We start from the raw sequence: 17,233 nt of genomic DNA on the forward strand, positions 1-17,233 counted from the left end.
TCAGCATCATTTTCCTCCCACAACAACGACTACCGCGTAAGCAATCAGCAGCAGAGCGGTGATTGAACCGAGAAACAGCATTTCAGTACGACGTCTCGACCGGGCATGCTCATCCATCATCAGGCTGACCGTCCCCAATACCGGAAATTGCGTAACGGAGTTCAACGTACGACGATCATGAAATACCGGACGTAACTGAGAAACAATAAATCCCAACGCGAGCCCAACCCCAAGCCCTACGAACAATACACCAGTTAACAGTAACGGACGGTTGGGCTCTGCCGGGGAATCCGGTACACGCGAGGGCTCGATGACACGGAATTGCATCTGCTGGCCTCCTTCCTCGAAGTCCTGAGACATTTCTGCCGTCTCCCGCCTCTCTAAAAGTTTTTCGTAATTCGTCCGGTTTACGTTGTAATCACGGTTCAGGCGCTTCAGTTCAGCCTCAATTTCGGGAATCGTATCCACCAACTGTCGCAATTCGTTAACCTCTTGCTCATAGCGCTGTACCCGTTCCTTCAGCGTAGATATTTCCACTTCAGCGTTGGACAGGGAAATCCGCATCTGCTGGTACACGGGATTGGTCTCCAGCTGACCATTCCCCGAAGACGGCCGATCACCATTTAACTGAACCTGCTCCTGTTTTTGCTGTTCCAGATTCGCAATCGTACGCTTCAACGCAATCACATCCGGATGCCGTCCTGTGTAGGTAAGCAGCATTTCATCCAGGCGTTTCTCAAAATCCTGAATTCGCGTATCCAGATTCGAATTGCCGGACACAGATTCCTGGTAATTAGTAATACCAAAAGACGGTTCCTCGCCAGCCAGTTGTCTACGCACTTCTTCACGCCGGCTTTTGGCTTCACGAAGACGTAACTGTGCCTCCTCGAGTTTATTCTGGGCCTGCTGAAGTCGTTGATAATAGTCCCCACGATCACTGGGCAACATGCCAACATTTTTGCGCCGAAAATTCGCCAGGCGCTGTTCTGCCTCGGTCAGACGCTTTTCATATTCCTTGATTTGCTTTTCAATGAAACTTTGCGCCATATCACTGTCCAGTCGTGTATCACCGAGTGCACTTTCCGTGAAGATCGTCAGGATAGCCTGCACAACTGCGTGTGCCCTTTGCGGATCACGATCGTTATAGGAGAGAGTGTAAAGATTTTCCCGCTGATTGCCTTGAATGCTGATCTTGTTGCGCAAGCGTTCCACCAATGCGTGCATCTGGGCGTCGGTCTGCGCTTCCAGATGCATATCGGTCATGCGCGCAACTTTTTCCATATTAGGGCGCGTCAGCAAGGTCCGGGTCATGAGATTGACCCGCTGAGTCAGGTTGGTATCGACCGCGAGCCCTCGCAGCAGCGGACGCAGCATCGACTGGGTATCCACATGGACTCGTGCCGACGCACGATATTCGTCGGGCATATCAAATACGAACAACCAGCCCGCCACGCAAATGACCCAGGCAACAGCCAGGGCCAGCCAGCGATATCGCCATGTTTCCCGCGCATAGGCGTAGAACTGACCTAATAGATCATGCATACAACAATCTCTCGCTTCATTCCCGGTTCAAATGTAGAGCCTCGTGGCCCATGTTGTGTCAAGCCGCACTTCCTAGAACCAGCTTTCGGGAATAATCAGTGTATCCCCGGGCCTTACCGGCACGTTGGCCTCGATATCACCTTCTTTCACCAGATCACCCAGACGCACGCCAAATTGTTGTGACTTGCCGTTAACCCTGCGCACGATGCTGGCACGGTTTCCGGCGGCAAATTCGGTGAGGCCGCCGACGGCGATCATCACGTCCAGTACGCTCATATGCTCCCGGTAGGGAATGGCCTGGGGGTTGACCGCCTCGCCAATCACCCGAACCTGCTGGCTGTAGGGGCCGACAAAACCGGTGACAATAACGGTAACGACCGGATCGCGAATATATTTCCTGAGGACCTTTTCCATGTCCCGTGCCAGCCGGGTTGGTGTCTTGCCACTGGCTGGCAGATCTTCGATGAGGGGGGTAGTGATTTTGCCGTCAGGACGTACCGGGACTGTTGAACTCAACTCCGGTTGCCGCCAGACGAATATGTTGACGTTATCACCCGGTCCGATAATGTAGTCATGATCAGGCGTTTTGGAAGATAGCTCGGGGTAACTGCTTGTTGTTGTAGTACAACCTGTCAGTGCCAGCGATGCGCTCAGAATCAGCATTATGGTTCCAACCCGGCGGCGCGTCATATGTTTCGTTCTCACTGCTGCTCCTCCATGTCTCAAGTTCATACGAACAAGTTCTGTATAATCCATCATTCGCGCAAAATTACATACTTAACAACTCGCCTGCCAAAGCATTAAATCGGGCAACTACAGAGCCGGCATCTGGCGCAGGCTGCTATAAAAAAAGCCTGCGCGGTAAAACACCGATGAATGCAATCTATGTCACGTTCCAAGCAGGCCTGGCTCCACGTCAAGCAACATCTGACTTACCTTCGCGCCAGCGAGCCAGCACGATCAGCAAGGCCGGCAGGAACAACAAATCGAACAGCAAGGCGGTCAGTAACCCCACCGCCGTCAGCAACCCGAATTCCACCGTCGGCACGAACTGGGAACTGGCCAACAGCAGGAACTGCCCGCACAACACCAGCGTGGTAGCAGTGACCGCGCGGCCTGCCTGGCGGTAGGTGCGTGCCAGCGCCCAGCATGCAGACAAGCCTTGCTGTCGGCGACGACGATAGCCCTCGTACACATGAATCGTATCGTCCACGGCAATCCCTACCGCCACGCTGGCGATCATGGCTGTTGCCATATCAAGCCAGATCCCCAGCAATCCCATCAGGCTGAAAATCACGGCGATCGGGGCAAGATTCGGGATCATGCACACCGCCGAGGCGGAGGCGGAACGCCACAACGCCGCCATTAGTAAAAAGATCAACACAACCGCTCCTGCCAGCCCGCGGATCTGGCCCTGGATTAATAATCTCTCCTGATCGCCGAACATCCGTCCAAAGCCGCCCACGGTCACGCTCAAATCACCGAGGTCCCGTTCCACGACCTCCTGTTCAATCTGCCCGATGACCCGATTGATCTCACGCGCGCCGCTCACCTGAAGATTCAGCATCAAGCGGGTGCGATCGAATTCCCGGTTCACCAGTTCATGCAGCTCGATGCCATCGTAAATAAACAGATACTGTGCGATCAGTGCCGCCTCCTCAGGTAGCGTGCGATAGGCCGTTTGTTCATCATGAAATGCCCAGTGCATCTCCTCGATCAGCTCCGCCACGGAGATGCTGCGATCCACCTCGGGCAGGCTGTCCAGCCAGCGCTGAAAATCGCGAATCCGTGCCAATCTTCGCGGGTCCTTGAGACTATCCCTGCCCGGCCCATCGAATACGACTTCCAGGGTTGTCACCCCACTCAGTTTGTCGCGAATCCGTTCGTTCGAAACGCTGATCGGATGGTCCTGTTTAAAAAAGCGGAACAGATCCGTCTCGACCTGAACCCGCGCGATTTGCGGCACTGCCAGCAACAGCAACACTGCCGTGCCCACCAGCACCCAGACCGGTTTGCGCATGCCCAGGTGGCGCAACGCCGACACGATCTGATCCAGCCGGTGAATACCGCCACCGCGCACCGCCCAGCTGCCGTGATCCCAGCGGGCAAACAACGGTGGCAGCAAGCCCAGCACGATGACCGCCAGCAATAAGGCGCCACCGGCAGCGGCCAGCCCGAAAGCCTGAATGGGCTGAATCGGGCTCAAACCCAGTGACGCCAGTCCGGCGGCCGTGGTCAGCGCGGTAAACACCGCCGGCCGCGCGATCTCGTCCAGGGCCCGGTTCACCCGGGCCGTGCCGCGCAACCCCCGCCGGGCGGCCGCGGTCAGCGCATTGAACCAGTGAATCAGCAATGCGACCGACAGCGCCGCCATAAGTGGCGGCAAAATTGCAGTAATCAGTGTGTAGGGTCGCCCCGCCACTATCAGTGCGCTAACGCACATACTCACCACGGCCCCAATCACCGCACCGGCCGTGAGCACGGCCATCCAGCGACGGAACATCCAGCCAATCAGCAACAGCCCCAGTCCGGTGGTCAGGGGAACGAACATGAGACTGTCGCGAATCATGGCACGCAGCTGTGCTACATCCAGAGCCACCTGTCCGCCCACGGCGGTCACACGCGACTCCAGCGCGGTGCCGGCAATCGCATTCAGGGTGGCCTGCTGCAGTTCCAGACGCTGCAGGCTGTCTTCGAGCGCTTGCGGGCGCACCACCAGGGCCACCGCCTGCGCATCTTCGGAGACCAGCAGCCCGGGTGCGAAACGATCCTCGAGAACCCGGGCGCGTCGCGCTGCCTCATCCAGCGGTGCCGCCACGCTCATGTCCAGCAGCGGTTCCACCACGAAGCCATCGGCCGTGCCGCGAATATGATCCAGCGTCGGCAAGGCCAGAATCCGATCGACTCGCGGGTGGGCCTGCAACTGGCGCACCACCGCCTCCAGATCGCCCAGCAATTCATCGCCGAGCAGCTCTTCACCTTCAAACAGGACGACCAGCACCTGGTCCAGCGGAAACTCCTCGCGCAGCTCGTCTTCAAACACCACGGCGGGTGAGGAGTCGGGGAAGTAAACCTCGGGAGCGTTATTCAACTCGATGTTCAGCAACAGCCCGCCGGGCAAGATCGCCAGTGCCAGGAGTAACACCAGCGCCACGGGAGCGGGGAGGGATCTGCGCATCAGAAACGGGCCCGCCAGCCTAACGTGAACAGATCATGGTGCCGATGGAAGCCTCCCGGCGTGTTCGGCGCACCATCGAAATAATGAAAGCCCAGATAGAGCTCATGCGGTTCCCGGCCCTGAAACGCCAGCTCGGGATTGAGGTACACATCATGCTCGTCCAGCCCGATCGAATAACGCAACCGGACCCGCCAGCGCTCGCGCTCAAAGCTGTTTTCAATATCACCGAACAGGGTGTAAATGGTCTCCCGATCCAGCAGCTCGTCCTTCGCGTTGAGCAGATGCAGGCCTCTCAACTGGGCCGTCATGCGCAGGTTTCGATCACCGGGAAAGAATTCCACCCCGGCGACCCAGTCCAGCGCTTCAACGGTGGTGTAACGCAGATCCTCTGTGGTGGCGGGCTGATCACTGAGCCAGGCCGCCTCCAGCCGCCAGGTTGAACGGCCCGCCGAAAAGGCCAGATCCCCGCCCACCACCCAGGTGCGCGGATGACGGGCGGTAAAGGTATCGGGCGCCGCGGCCAGCGCGCCTTCCACATCGCTGGAATTGGCCAGCAAGCTCGAGCGTACCGCCGGCGCCAGTTCATAGTAGGGCAGGGAATGGCGCGCATCCTGCACCGTCAACCCGTAATCCAGATTGTGTCCGGCACGGCTCAGCCGCAGCCCCCAGCCACCCCGGCCGTCGTCATCCTCGGCAAAGCGGCCCCCTGTCACCAGTGGCGCCAGCAGCGGATTCGCCGGCATCCCGATGAGGCGTCCCCGATCCCGATCCACCGGTGACCAGATGCTCTCTTCCTGCGGGCGTTCCGCCGCCCGAAATTGCGGCACATAGAGCAGATCGAGCTTGTGCGCGCCGACAAATTCTTCCCAGCGGACGGCGGGCACCGCACGACGCCGGTCTTCCAGATCGTCAAGCACAAAGCGGCTTACATCCTGCACGCTCAGCCGATCCGTGGGCGGCAACTCATCCACCCGCCCCCAGAGCACGGTCTGTGCGCCGAGCGTCACGGTTCGATCCGCATTCCGATAGCGCAGGTAGCTTTCAGCATAATCCAGCTCGCTTTTCTCGAAATCGGCATCCCCGCGCTGCATATACCCGTCCACCCGGCCACCCAGCCGCGCCTCCCAGTTGTCCGAGTACAACCATTCCATGGCCAGGGTGCTATGCAGATAATGACTCCCCGCCGCCCGTGCCTCATCGTCCACCAGGGCGCCGGCCTCGATCCAGATCGGATCGACCACCAGGCGGGGCATGTTGGCCGCCCCGGGGTCTTGTTCCGGCGCCTCCGGGACCGGCTCCGGCTGGGAACCGATCATGAGCCCCTTGCTGTTATCAACCGATCCGGCGAAGCGAGAGGGTGCCGCGGGGACGCTCTCCCCCTCCGCTAACCGCGTCGCATCCGGGTCACTGGCGGCCCGCGCCAGGGGAACACTATATATAAAGGAATAACCGGGCCGGCCCGGATGCCGGATCGGGGGGTAAACAGTGCATTCTTCCCCAAATACGCCGGTACCGGGGGCAGACCCGTTTCCCGCACCGGGGGCGATTGTCAGGGTATCGATGCCGGCGCTGGACTGCCGGCTCACGTCGGCCCACCGGGGATCACTGTCAGGCTGGACAGCGATCAACAGCTGCTGGCGTTGAAGGGGCCCCATCTCCCCGGGCGGGCGAAATGGAGGGGGGAAGTCAGCCCGCACTCGCTGGTGGCAATCAGCGCCGGGTGGATAAACCATTCCCACCTGCGGCGGCGGATTCTGAATCGAGCTCCCCGCGGTTCCCGCCAATGCCCGGTCAGGAGGCACCTCCGCCAGGACCGCACTCCCCCCACTGCTGAGCAGCACCAGCAACAAACCGGCATGCCGAAGTTTTCGCCCGCCGCGCGGAACAATCGTCAACGCACCGTTACGCCACCCCGCATCTTGCGACATAGCTTGCTGCTTTACAGACTGCGCAGGCAGGCACGGAGTGCTGCGAGCCGGGGAGACGCTCACCGCTTACGACTCCCGCCGCAGGTGTCGCGTCAAATCGTGAAGCAAAGAGCAGGGCGTGCGGGGTAGCACCGTCATGGCCGGTGAACACGTTCGCGGGCAACATCTTCCAGGCTCTGGCTGGTAAACAGCGAGGCAGGCAGTCCCCGGTCATAGCTTACTTTTTTCGCGACCACCCGGGTGCGGTGGCCACTGTCCAGGTCCGTGATCGAATTGTCCATAACCGTCCAGTATCCCTGTACCTGCTCGATGCGGTGAACTTCCATGCGTTTGATGGGCTGCGCATCACGACCCGGGGCATAAAAATCGATGCGCAGGGGCAACAGGCTCGGTGTATGGATCCAGCTGATCCGCTTGCCATAGGTCGAATTGCCGGGCTCCACCGGGACGCTCTCGAGTACCTGTGTCGGCATCTCGAACAACTGTTCCTCCCTTAGCAACCGGTGACGGTCCATGTTCACCTTGCGATCCTGCAGATCTTCGAAAAAGATATCCGAACCCACAAACCGTCCGCCTTTGCGTTCTGTCGAGATACGGCGGGAACGATCCAGTGCCGGCAGATAAACCCACTGATCCGAACTGCCATCCGGGTGATCCAGCGTGAGCAGGCCCGTGCCTCGAATATCCGCCGGAGCGGTAAAACGGATCAAAGAGTGTACTTCTCCCCGCTCGCCGTCCAGGCGATAGGTAAACATTTCCCGAACCCGCGGCTCGCCCTCTTTTTCTTTCAGAACCATGGTACTGCGGGTACTCATGTCCTTCCCATCGGGACGCTCATAAACACGCTGGGCCAAATCCCGCCCGGGCGCTGTGTCGGCAAAAACCGGCGACGCAATAAGAGCAGTAAGAACGGACAGGACAAGTCCGTCGAGAATCCATCGAAGCGGGACAACTAGCTGGTGCATAAGCGATCATTCCCTTGTGTCCGGGCGCGCGATTCCTGAAAGGTCATAGTCGCCCGAATGCTGACTAACATTCTTGATTCTGGACCCGATTCCCCCCTTCGTCCAGCACTGCTCACTGCCTCGAAAGCATAGTGCAAGATGGCGTATAAATGCAGGGGACATGGCATGCGCAAATGTGCCTTATTTCGAAGTGGGTCACAAAAGTTAACAAAATACCCCGGGCGACTCTGCATAACTGTGCGATAGCGCATAGTAGTGAAAAACATATCACTCTATAAGGGGGGACCTCCCATTACCCTGTCATCGACAGAGGATAAAAAACATGATTCAAACCGAGCGCCACGTTGAACCGGTGTTATCGGAACAGTTCCATCGTCTTTTCGAGGTGGTTCTGGCGGATACGCCGGAACTCAAAAAAACCGTCTACCAAATCCGCTATGAAGTGTACTGTCTGGAGGCAGGCTTTGAGGCGCCCGAGAATTTCCCCGATAACCTGGAACGCGATGAATACGACGATCAGGCACTGTATGCGCTGCTCCGCTACCGCCCCACTGGCGAATATGCCGGCTGTGTCCGGCTGATTGTCGATCAGCCCGGCGAACCGCGCACCCTGTTTCCGTTTGAACGTTTCTGCGGCCATAGCCTGCGCCGCAATATTATCGATCCCGACAAACTGCCCAGAGGATCGTTTGGCGAGATATCCCGACTCGCGGTACGCCCTCAGTTTCGTCGCCGCAACTGTGAACATCTCGACACGCGCGGTAATATGATGGACAGCGATAATGGCACACATGATCCGACCCATCGCCGTATTTTTCCACACATCGCGCTGGGCCTGTATCTGGCCGGCGCCGCGCTGGTGATCACCCATCGGCGTTCCGGCGCATTCGTGATGATGGAACCGCGCCTGGCCCGACACATGCGCCGCTACGGGATTATTTTCCGCCCTGCCGGCGAAGTGGTGGAATACCATGGTATGCGTGGCCCCTTTTATCTCAGCGTCCAGAATCTGTACAAATACATCAAACCCGAAATTCGCGAGCTGTTGGACACCATTATCACCGACCTCGACAGCACCCACTGGGGACACAGCAGCGACCACTTTTCCTGCTGATGACTGCCTGGCCTGCACAGGGATGAGTCCGCCATTCGATTACTTCACCGCCTTCTCCCGCAACATCGGCTGGGTCACGCGGGAAGAGCAGGCCGCTTTGCGCGACAAACGCGTCGCGGTTGCCGGCATGGGCGGCGTGGGCGGCAGTCATCTGATCACTCTGGCCCGGCTGGGTGTCGGCCACTTTAACATCGCCGATCTCGACGACTTCGATCTGCCCAACTTCAACCGTCAGTACGGCGCCGGCATGTCCACCCTTGGCCAGCCTAAACTCGATGTCATGGCCCGGACTGTCCAGGATATCAATCCGGAGATCGGGATTCGGCATTTCGACCGCGGGGTCGACGAAGCCAATCTGGAAGACTTTCTCACCGGTGTGGATCTGTACATGGACAGTCTGGATATCTTCGCCCTGGATATACGCCGACAAGTCTTCCAGCGTTGTTACGAACTGGGTATCCCGACGCTCACCGCCGCACCCATGGGCATGGGCACGGCCATGTTGATCTTTGTGCCGGGCAAGATGAGTTTCGAGGAATATTTTTGCCTGGATGATGTGCCGGTTTTCGAAGACAAGATCATCAAGTTTGTCATCGGTGTATCGCCGTCAGTGCAGCAACGCCACTACCTGGTGGACCGCAGTTCGGTGAATTTTCTTCAACAGAAGGTCCCCTCCACGGCAATGGGTATTGAGCTTGCCGCCGGGGTAGCCGGCAGCAACGCCCTGAAACTGTTACTCCATCGTGGCCCGGTGATTCATGCGCCCCACGGCCTGCACTTCGATGCCTACCGTAACCGCCTGATCAGAACCTGGCGCCCCTTTGGCAACCGACACCCCCTGCAACGCCTGATGTTCTGGTACGTCAAACGCCTGTTACGGCAATAGCACCTGACACGACGCCTCGGTTGTTCTCTGCTACACGCTTCCCGTCCCCATCGGTAATACTTGTTTCTGCTTGTAATCGCTTGACGTGCTCTGTACGGCTTTACACAGCGTGTTCAGTGAACCCGGTAACGCACCGGCAACAGAACTGTGGTGAACAGATAAACGGCGGAAAAAAGGCGGATCAAGGCAGGAATTCAACACAAAAAGAAGGGGGCTCCTGCCCCCTTCTTAACGTATCTCACTGTGACTTCAATGAGGGTACAACTCTCAGCTCATCCGGCGACGTGCACCGAACATACCCAGCAGCACCAGACCGCCGCCCAGCAGAGCCAGCGCGGAAGGTTCCGGGATAGTGAAGGTAGCGCTGCCGTCATGATTTGAGGTCAATGTGAACTCGCCGGTCTCCGGGTCAAAGTCAAAGTCGCTCACAAAAATGTTGGTATCGAAGCTGCTTTCAAAGCCAATCTCCAACGCATCGCCGGCACCTTCGCCACAGTTGGCCCAGATATCGTAGAACCCGTTGGAACCGTTACACTCGAATTCACCGGATTGGAACAGGTTCGCGTAGGTCAAATCGGCAATGTTGGTGAAGTCCGCATCACCGACCAGCACCGTACTCACGCCGGTCGCGTTGCCGCCTGTCACGGCCACATCCATGAAGTGATTCAGGGTAGTGCCGTCAAAGGTCAGGAACATTTCGACGGTGCCGGGATCATAGGTGAACAGCGGTACGCCTCCACCGGTAACACCGGTGATCTCACCTTGCAGATCCTCGATTGAGAAGGTTAACAGCCAGTTATCATCGTAGCCGTTGTTGCTGTTGGCGCCGAACACTTCATTCGGTGTAAAACCGTTAACCTGGTTGCTATCCAGATCACCCACCGCCAGGCCACCGTCTGTGGACATCTGGTCACCGGCACTGATCGTCCCGCTGGCATCACTGTCTTGAATGGTGGTGCTAGACTCGTAGGTGAACGTAAATTCGTCCTTCATGGAAGTACAGGTATCGCATACCTTGTCGCCATCCGGGGCCGCCTGGCCATCGAAGTTTTGATCGACATTCAGGTAAAATGGTCCTGCATAGGCGCCACCGAAGGCGAATAGCAGACCGGTTGCAAGTAATAAACGTTTCATTATCAGTTCCCTCTTTTCAGTTCAGCGAGATTGCTTTACATCTATATAGAATGCAGGAAGCGTACCAGGCTGACGAAAACTCCCTAACTAACTTTTAACCTGTTGCTTTAAAAGCTGATTTTTTCACTGCGACTCGCCGGTCCGACCCTGGCGGCCTGTTCACCCTGGCGGCTTTGTAAAGTCTTTCGACGCCCTGACATCAGCGGGCCAACGTCTGTTGCAGGCGCAGCGCGGCCTCGCGTTCGGTAAACCCGCTTTGTGAAGCCAGCGCCCGGTCCAGATGCACCTGTGCATCGGCGATATTGCCCTGTACATGCAGGGTGCGCGCCAGATGGAAGTTAACAGCGGGATCCTCCGGCGAGTCGGCAGCCAGATCCTGCAAAACCCGGGCGGAGCGGACCAGATCGCCGCTGTAAAATAGTACGACACCCAGCGTATCGTGCACTGCGGCGGATTCCGGTGCCAGTTCCCGGGCGCGTTCGATCAGCTTCAGCGCCCGATCCGTATCGCGTTCGCCCAACAGCCAGGCCAGATTGTTGAGTGAGGCGACATCGTCCGGGGCGTCATCCAGTATTTTTTCATAATGCCCAATCGCCTGCCCGGCGTTGCCCGTGGCAATTTGCTGTGTTGCCAGGGCGTGACGCGCTGCCGCGTCTCCCGGCGACTGCTCCAGCCAACGGGTCAGCACAGTCACCGCCCCGGCGTGATCTCCCAGGGTCTGCCGGGCCCGGAACAGCTCCATGACCCAGGGCCGGTGTTGCCGCTGTGCCAGGGCTTTCGCGTAGGACTCGGCGCCAGCCTCAATCTCCCCGTCGCGCAATGCAAACCAGCCGCTCAGTGCATGAACCTCGGCCCGTTCGCCATGCGACGCCTGCAAGCTGGCCAGCTGCTCCCTCGCGCTGTCCAACGCCCCGGCGCGGGCCAGCGCCATGGCCAGACTCACCCGGGAAGCGACATCGGCCGGATCCAGTTTGACGGCCTTGCGCAGGTGGGCCTGCATCGCCTCGTACTCTCCGGCCTGCTCGCGGGCACTGGCAAGTCGCCGTTGCACCTCGGCCGACTCGGGCGCCAGTGCTTCGGCCCGGGAAAGCACCTGCAATGCGTCACTGGTGCGATCCATCGCCCGCAGCAGTTCGGCCGTGGCGAAATAGGCCGGCAAGCGTTCGGCATGCTGCTCCATCGCCCTGTTCAGGGTGCGCAGGGCTTCGGCATCCTCGCCGGAGGCCTTTTGTACCCTGGCCAGCATAATCTTGGTCGTCAGGTTATCCGGATAGGTTTCCAGTGACCCTTCAAGCCAGCGCCGCGCCGCCTGCGGCCGACCGGCCAGTGCCTCCAGTCCCGCCAACCGTTGCGCGGACAGCGGATGGCCGGGATCGTGCGCCTGTATTGACTCGAAGGCCTGCCGGGCCGCATCCCTGTGTCCAAGACGCGTCTCCAGACTCCCCAGGTTCATGGCGGCCGTGACATTATCCGGTTCCAGTTCAATTGCCTTGTTGAAGGCGGCCCGCGCCTCGTCGTTGCGGTCCAGTCCCATGAGGACGGCGCCAATAAAATTATGTGCCTCGGCACTGTCGGGCTGTTTTTCACGATAACGCTGCGCAGCGTCCAGGGCCTCGTCATATTCGCGGGCTTGCAGGTGAGCGAGCACCACGGCGGCATCGGCACGACGCGGCTGATCATCCATGCCGGACGCCTTGCGCAAGGCCTCGAGGCCATCGTCCCGCTCGCCGCTGCGCATCAACGCGAGACCCAGGCTTTCCTGCAAACCCGTCGAATCCGGATCATCACTCAGGGCACTTTGCAAAATTTGCAGGCCGCGTTCCTGCTGGCCCTGTTGCAGATAGAGCGATGCCAGCATCTCACTGAGTACGGGTTGCGGCGAAACGGAGGCGGCCAGCCCCTCTTCCAGTACGCGGACGGCGTCACTGATACGTTGTTGTTGCATGCGAATGCGGGCCAGCAGCGCAACCGCCTGTGGCGAACCGGGGTTTTCACTTAAATAGCGTTGCAGATAACTCTCCGCCTGATTCCAGTGTCCCTGGGCGAAGTGGTTGGCACCCAGCAAATAGAGGGTGGGCTGGTGTTCGCGATGGCGATTCAACACCGCCTCAAAATCGGCCTGGGCATCGGCGTAACGCTCATTGCGCGAATGCCAGAGCCCGCTGACATAGTAAGTCATGGGATGCTCGGCAGCCAGACGGCGCAGTTGCTTCAGATCTTCTTCGACCGCATCCAGCGGTTCGCGATCCAGGCGCAACATGGCCCGGCGAAGATGCAGTTCATACGGGTTGTGCGCATAGCGGATCGCCTTGCTGTACGCCGCGTCCGCCGCATCCAGATCGCCCCGTGCCCGGGCTATATCACCACGCACCCGCAGCGCCTTGCTATGTTCCGGCTCGCGTTCCAGCAGTTGATCGATCCAGTGATCCGCCTGATCGAGCTCACCCTCCATCTCGCTGACCCGGGCCATGCCCAGCATCGCCTCGCTCAGTTGCGGCTCCTTTTCCAGCGCGTCCTTGAAAAAGCGGGCCGCCCTTTCGGGCTGCGCTTTGCCCAGGTACGCCAGGCCCCGGATCACCTCGGACCGGGCCAGACGTTGCGGATCGTCCGCGGCGACCGGATATTCATCCAGCATCACCAGCGCCTGATCAAAACGTCCCTGCAGAAGCTGCGCCCTGGCCAGGGCCACGGCGGTCTCCCCGGGCGCCCGGCCCAGATCCCGGGCGCGCAGGATCTCGGCCTCGGCTCTGACACCGTCATCCATAGCGAGGTAAGTCAGCCCCAGTTGCCAGCGACCTGCTTCACTGGACGGATTTTTCTGCAGGGCATTCTTCAGTTCGATCACACTGGCGCGCAGGTCACCCTGCTGGCGGTGTTCGATACCGCGCTGCACATGCTCGGTGTCGCTCAGATCGTTTTCCCCGCAGCCGGAGAGCAGCAATAGGGCTGACACCATCACGATCAAAACCTGACGTACACCTCTAATGTATAAATAACTCATATGCCGCTCCCTGATTATCGATTAAGACCATGTTTTTTCAGCAGGTCGTAGAGTGTGGGCCGGCTCACGCCCAGCAATTCCGCCGCGCGCGATATATTGCCGTCGACAATTTGCAGGGTGTGGCGAAGCGCCCGACCTTCGGCGTCGTCCCGGACCTGTCGCAAATTGAGCATCAACGGATCCTCACCGCTATCGGAAAGCTCCAGATCCTCGCTGGTAATCTGGGCCCCGTCGGCCATCACCACGGCACGCTTGACCCGGTTCTCGAGCTCACGCACGTTGCCAGGCCAGTTATGCGCCTTGATGGCACTGAGTGCCTCGGGCGTAAAATCTTTCAGCGCCCGGCCCTGTTCCCGGGCAAAACGTTCCAGAAAGACCCGGGCCAACAGATGCGCATCATCCGTGCGTTCACGCAGCGGGGGAATAGTGATGCTCATTTCGCTGATGCGATAGAACAGATCTTCGCGGAACGTGTTTTCCGCTATCAGGCCCGGCAGTTCCTGATGAGTGGCGCAAATGACCCGCACATCGACCGGAATATCCTCACGGCCACCCACCCGTTCAATCGAGCGCTCCTGAAGGAAGCGCAGCAATTTTGCCTGCAACGACAAGGCCAGATCGCCGACTTCATCCAGGAACAGCGTGCCGCCATCGGCGTATTCAATCTTGCCCCGGCTCTGCCGGGTTGCACCGGTGAATGCGCCTTTCTCATGACCAAACAGCTCCGACTCCAGCAGATTTTCGGGTATCGCCGCGCAGTTGATCGCAACAAAACTGGCGTCACGACGATGGCTTCGACTATGAATGGCCCGGGCGACCACTTCCTTGCCGGTGCCGCTTTCACCCAGCAGCAATGTAGTGACATCCACCGGGGCGACTTTTTCCACGGTACGACAAATCTTGAGCATTTCCGGGCTGCCGGCAATCAGCCCGGGCAGCGGGGAAGCACCCTGGTTTTGTTGCAGGCGGCGGTTCTCCTGTTCCAGTTCATAGATCCGGTGCGCCCGCTGAACGATCAACTTGAGCAGCTCGGCATCCACCGGTTTCTGGTAGAAGTCATAAGCCCCCAGCGCAACAGCGCGCACGGCGTTGTCCCGATCATCGTTACCGGTAACCACGATAACCTTGGTCTGGGGCGCCAGGGACAAAATCTGCTCCAGTGTGGCCAGGCCTTCACTGGCACCGCCCGGATCAGGTGGCAATCCCAGATCCAGCGTCACCACCGAGGGTTCGGCGCGACGTAGCTGGGTGATCGCCTCGTCCCGGTTGGTCGCTGTGACGACCTCGAAGTCGTCGAAACACCAGCGCAACTGACTCAGCAGACCCGGATCATCCTCAACCAGCAGCAGTACCGGCATTTGCGATCGCTTTACCATCTAAACGGTTTCCTCCCGTGAATCCTCAAAGGCATGCCTCTCGGGGGTATGTCGTGGCAGCAACAGGCGAAAGGTACTGCCATCGCCCGGGTCACTGCGTACCTCGAGTTCACCGCCCAGGGCACGCAGGAACTCCCGACTTTCGTAGACACCAATGCCCATCCCCGTCAATCCCTTGGTCGAATCGAAAGGTCGGAACAATCGTTCGCGCATAAACATCCGGTCCATGCCCTTGCCGGTATCCGTTACCTCCAGGCAGGCTTGTTCGCGATCACACCAGGTGGAAAGCGACACCTCACCCGTGGCCGGCGTGGCTTCCTGGGCATTTTGAATCAGGTGATTTAACACCGACAGTAAGCGATCGCGCTCCGCCAGCACCCAAATCGCCTCATCGGGCGGGGTAAAGCGGGGCACGGGTGATCGATCGGTCGCATTCTTCACGGCCTCCTCGGCCAGTGCCGCCAGATCCAGTAGCTGGGCACTCGCCACCCGGGTTCCATTGCGTAACTGCAGCATGAGCCGATTCATGCGATTGACGGCATTTTCCACCGTGCCGATCGCGTCCTTGAGAAAGTCCGGGTTGTCACTGTGACGACGGGCATTGCTCACCACCAGCGAGAGCTGGGCGACCAGGTTTTTCAGATCGTGAATCACATACGCCGAAAGCCGATTGAAGGTTTCGAACTGCCGCGCTTCCGCCAGCGCCTGCAGGGTCTGCATCTGGGCCAGGTGGCTGGCGGCCTGACGCCCCGCCGTCTTGAGCAGATCGCGATCTTCCCAGTTGATACTGTGACCCGCCCGGGAATGTGCCATGAGCAGGAACCCCAGCAGGTCCTCTTCATGCATCAACGGTACGATGATCCACAGTCGTGACTCCTGTTGCATCCAGTCGGGCAATACCAGTCCCGTGTAACGCTCGGGATTCTCACGGTACTCATCCAGATCAATCACCCATTGGCTGTCGCGCAAGTACGTAACCAACTGGCTATCGTGTAGCAGGACAGGTGGTTCCCGATCCGGCCAATTGAGGCGCGCGTCAGCCACATACTGGCGACCACCGTCTGATAACCAGAGCTGGCCGCCCGGGCTTTCCACAATGCCGCCCACCGCCCGGATCACCCGCTCAGGCAAGGGCGCGTCCGAGGCGGCCAGGGTATGAATAAAGCGCAGCCACTCTTCGCGATAATCATAACGGTAATTGAAAAAATGTTTACTGAGAAATACCTTCAGGGTGGCACGCAACTGCCCCGAGACCAGCAAGGCCACCAGTAACAAGACCGCCGCGAACAGAAACACGGCCTGTAACACCGCGCCCCATTCCCCGCCAAAACGGCGCAGATAAAAGCCGGCCGCCGCCATTAACAGCAGGTATCCGCCCGCCATCACCAATGCGGAACCATGCAGCACCACGCCACGCGAGACATACACATCGAGCGACCACTGGGGATTCCGTGCCGCTGACACCGCGATCAGGGGCACGACCAGTGCATTGACATAACCCCGTGCGTCCCAAAGAGTCTGGCTGATACCAAGGAACAACAGGGCATCGGAAAACAGAATGAAGTCATAGACAAACAGGGCACCCGTCGCCAGGCACAGGTACTTTACCGCCCAGCGCTGGTCGGCGGTCGTCGAACGATACAGGTGTTCAATCAGCACCAGCGCACCGATGCTCAGCATGACCTTGCCGGCCAGCACCCACTGGAAAATGTCTGACAACGGCATAACCAGCAGCAAGCCCATCTGTGCCAGCAAAACCGTCAACAGCACGATACCGGCCAGGCGTAACAGGCTCAGGTGCGAGGTTCCCGCGGTCGTGTGGCCCATCCACAGCACCAGCCATAGAAAGGCCAACCAGGCGAAATCACGCAACAAATCGGTGAGCAGAACCACCATCGGCCAGAGGGTGATCGCAGTGGAGGCACCGAGGGCCATGAGAGCAGCCCACGACATGGAGACCACGGACGCGGTCAACAAGGCCATTCCCTGAACGCCACCCCGCCAACCGATGGCCAGCACGACCGTCAGCGCCAGAAAAGCCAGACAGGCAACGCCATAACCGATCAGCCCAATAGTAAGGTAGCTTGCTTCAATCAATTCAAACGACCG

At 59.1% G+C, this 17,233-nt stretch carries 11 protein-coding genes; 2 read left to right on the forward strand and 9 right to left on the reverse strand.

The features are described 5' to 3' along the window. Positions 1-6: 6 nt before the first annotated feature. From EDC23_RS00745 to EDC23_RS00765, 5 genes are all read right to left on the reverse strand, one after another. Positions 7-1,542: an XrtA system polysaccharide chain length determinant gene (locus EDC23_RS00745; protein WP_134080363.1), complete on the reverse strand. Its 1,536-nt coding sequence runs from the start codon at positions 1,540-1,542 to the stop codon at positions 7-9. Between the two features lie 72 nt (positions 1,543-1,614). Continuing rightward, positions 1,615-2,205: an XrtA/PEP-CTERM system exopolysaccharide export protein gene (locus EDC23_RS00750; protein WP_243830673.1), complete on the reverse strand. Its 591-nt coding sequence runs from the start codon at positions 2,203-2,205 to the stop codon at positions 1,615-1,617. 253 nt (positions 2,206-2,458) lie between these two features. After that, on the reverse strand, positions 2,459-4,720 hold the full coding sequence (locus EDC23_RS00755) for an efflux RND transporter permease subunit (protein ID WP_134080364.1): 2,262 nt from the start codon (positions 4,718-4,720) through the stop codon (positions 2,459-2,461). After that, complete coding sequence (locus EDC23_RS00760; protein ID WP_208321235.1) at positions 4,720-6,648, reverse strand: DUF1302 family protein; 1,929 nt, start codon at positions 6,646-6,648, stop codon at positions 4,720-4,722. Before EDC23_RS00760 ends, EDC23_RS00755 begins: the two co-directional genes overlap by 1 nt. A gap of 134 nt (positions 6,649-6,782) precedes the next feature. After that, the gene (locus EDC23_RS00765; RefSeq protein ID WP_243830674.1) at positions 6,783-7,463 is read right to left on the reverse strand and encodes an outer membrane lipoprotein-sorting protein; all 681 of its coding nucleotides are present in this window, start codon (positions 7,461-7,463) and stop codon (positions 6,783-6,785) included. A 472-nt stretch (positions 7,464-7,935) separates the two neighbouring features. Here EDC23_RS00765 and EDC23_RS00770 point away from each other — a divergent pair, with 472 nt between their 5' ends. Both EDC23_RS00770 and EDC23_RS00775 read left to right on the forward strand, forming a co-directional pair. Further along, a complete protein-coding gene (locus tag EDC23_RS00770) occupies positions 7,936-8,727 on the forward strand; it encodes a PEP-CTERM/exosortase system-associated acyltransferase (RefSeq protein WP_134080366.1) in 792 nt (263 codons plus the stop codon). 22 nt (positions 8,728-8,749) lie between these two features. Beyond that, the gene (locus tag EDC23_RS00775; protein WP_134080367.1) at positions 8,750-9,613 is read left to right on the forward strand and encodes a ThiF family adenylyltransferase; all 864 of its coding nucleotides are present in this window, start codon (positions 8,750-8,752) and stop codon (positions 9,611-9,613) included. A gap of 267 nt (positions 9,614-9,880) precedes the next feature. On the opposite strand, the gene EDC23_RS00780 is transcribed toward EDC23_RS00775, so the two are convergent. The 4 genes from EDC23_RS00780 to prsK all read right to left on the reverse strand — a co-directional run bounded on the left by EDC23_RS00780 (position 9,881) and on the right by prsK (position 17,221). Then, positions 9,881-10,747: a PEP-CTERM sorting domain-containing protein gene (locus EDC23_RS00780; protein WP_208321236.1), complete on the reverse strand. Its 867-nt coding sequence runs from the start codon at positions 10,745-10,747 to the stop codon at positions 9,881-9,883. Between the two features lie 199 nt (positions 10,748-10,946). After that, positions 10,947-13,703, reverse strand: a complete 2,757-nt coding sequence (gene prsT, locus EDC23_RS00785) for an XrtA/PEP-CTERM system TPR-repeat protein PrsT (protein WP_166668731.1) — start codon at positions 13,701-13,703, stop codon at positions 10,947-10,949. 59 nt (positions 13,704-13,762) lie between these two features. Next, the gene (gene prsR / locus EDC23_RS00790; RefSeq protein ID WP_243830675.1) at positions 13,763-15,124 is read right to left on the reverse strand and encodes a PEP-CTERM-box response regulator transcription factor; all 1,362 of its coding nucleotides are present in this window, start codon (positions 15,122-15,124) and stop codon (positions 13,763-13,765) included. Further along, positions 15,125-17,221, reverse strand: coding sequence for an XrtA/PEP-CTERM system histidine kinase PrsK (prsK, locus tag EDC23_RS00795; RefSeq protein ID WP_243830676.1), 2,097 nt, complete (start codon positions 17,219-17,221; stop codon positions 15,125-15,127). Positions 17,222-17,233 lie beyond the last annotated feature (12 nt).

Origin of the sequence: Thiohalophilus thiocyanatoxydans, from assembly GCF_004366735.1 — a bacterium.
GTDB classification, from domain to species: Bacteria; Pseudomonadota; Gammaproteobacteria; order UBA6429; family Thiohalophilaceae; genus Thiohalophilus; species Thiohalophilus thiocyanatoxydans.

Bases quoted from the DNA above. Each gene is read 5' to 3' on its own strand.
- EDC23_RS00745 (WP_134080363.1), bottom strand. From the start codon at position 1,542: ATGCATGATCTATTAGGTCAGTTCTACGCCTATGCGCGGGAAACATGG.
- EDC23_RS00750 (WP_243830673.1), bottom strand. From the start codon at position 2,205: ATGCTGATTCTGAGCGCATCGCTGGCACTGACAGGTTGTACTACAACA.
- EDC23_RS00755 (WP_134080364.1), bottom strand. From the start codon at position 4,720: ATGCGCAGATCCCTCCCCGCTCCCGTGGCGCTGGTGTTACTCCTGGCA.
- EDC23_RS00760 (WP_208321235.1), bottom strand. From the start codon at position 6,648: ATGTCGCAAGATGCGGGGTGGCGTAACGGTGCGTTGACGATTGTTCCG.
- EDC23_RS00765 (WP_243830674.1), bottom strand. From the start codon at position 7,463: ATGAGTACCCGCAGTACCATGGTTCTGAAAGAAAAAGAGGGCGAGCCG.
- EDC23_RS00770 (WP_134080366.1), top strand. From the start codon at position 7,936: ATGATTCAAACCGAGCGCCACGTTGAACCGGTGTTATCGGAACAGTTC.
- EDC23_RS00775 (WP_134080367.1), top strand. From the start codon at position 8,750: ATGAGTCCGCCATTCGATTACTTCACCGCCTTCTCCCGCAACATCGGC.
- EDC23_RS00780 (WP_208321236.1), bottom strand. From the start codon at position 10,747: ATGAAACGTTTATTACTTGCAACCGGTCTGCTATTCGCCTTCGGTGGC.
- prsT (WP_166668731.1), bottom strand. From the start codon at position 13,703: ATGGTGTCAGCCCTATTGCTGCTCTCCGGCTGCGGGGAAAACGATCTG.
- prsR (WP_243830675.1), bottom strand. From the start codon at position 15,124: ATGGTAAAGCGATCGCAAATGCCGGTACTGCTGCTGGTTGAGGATGAT.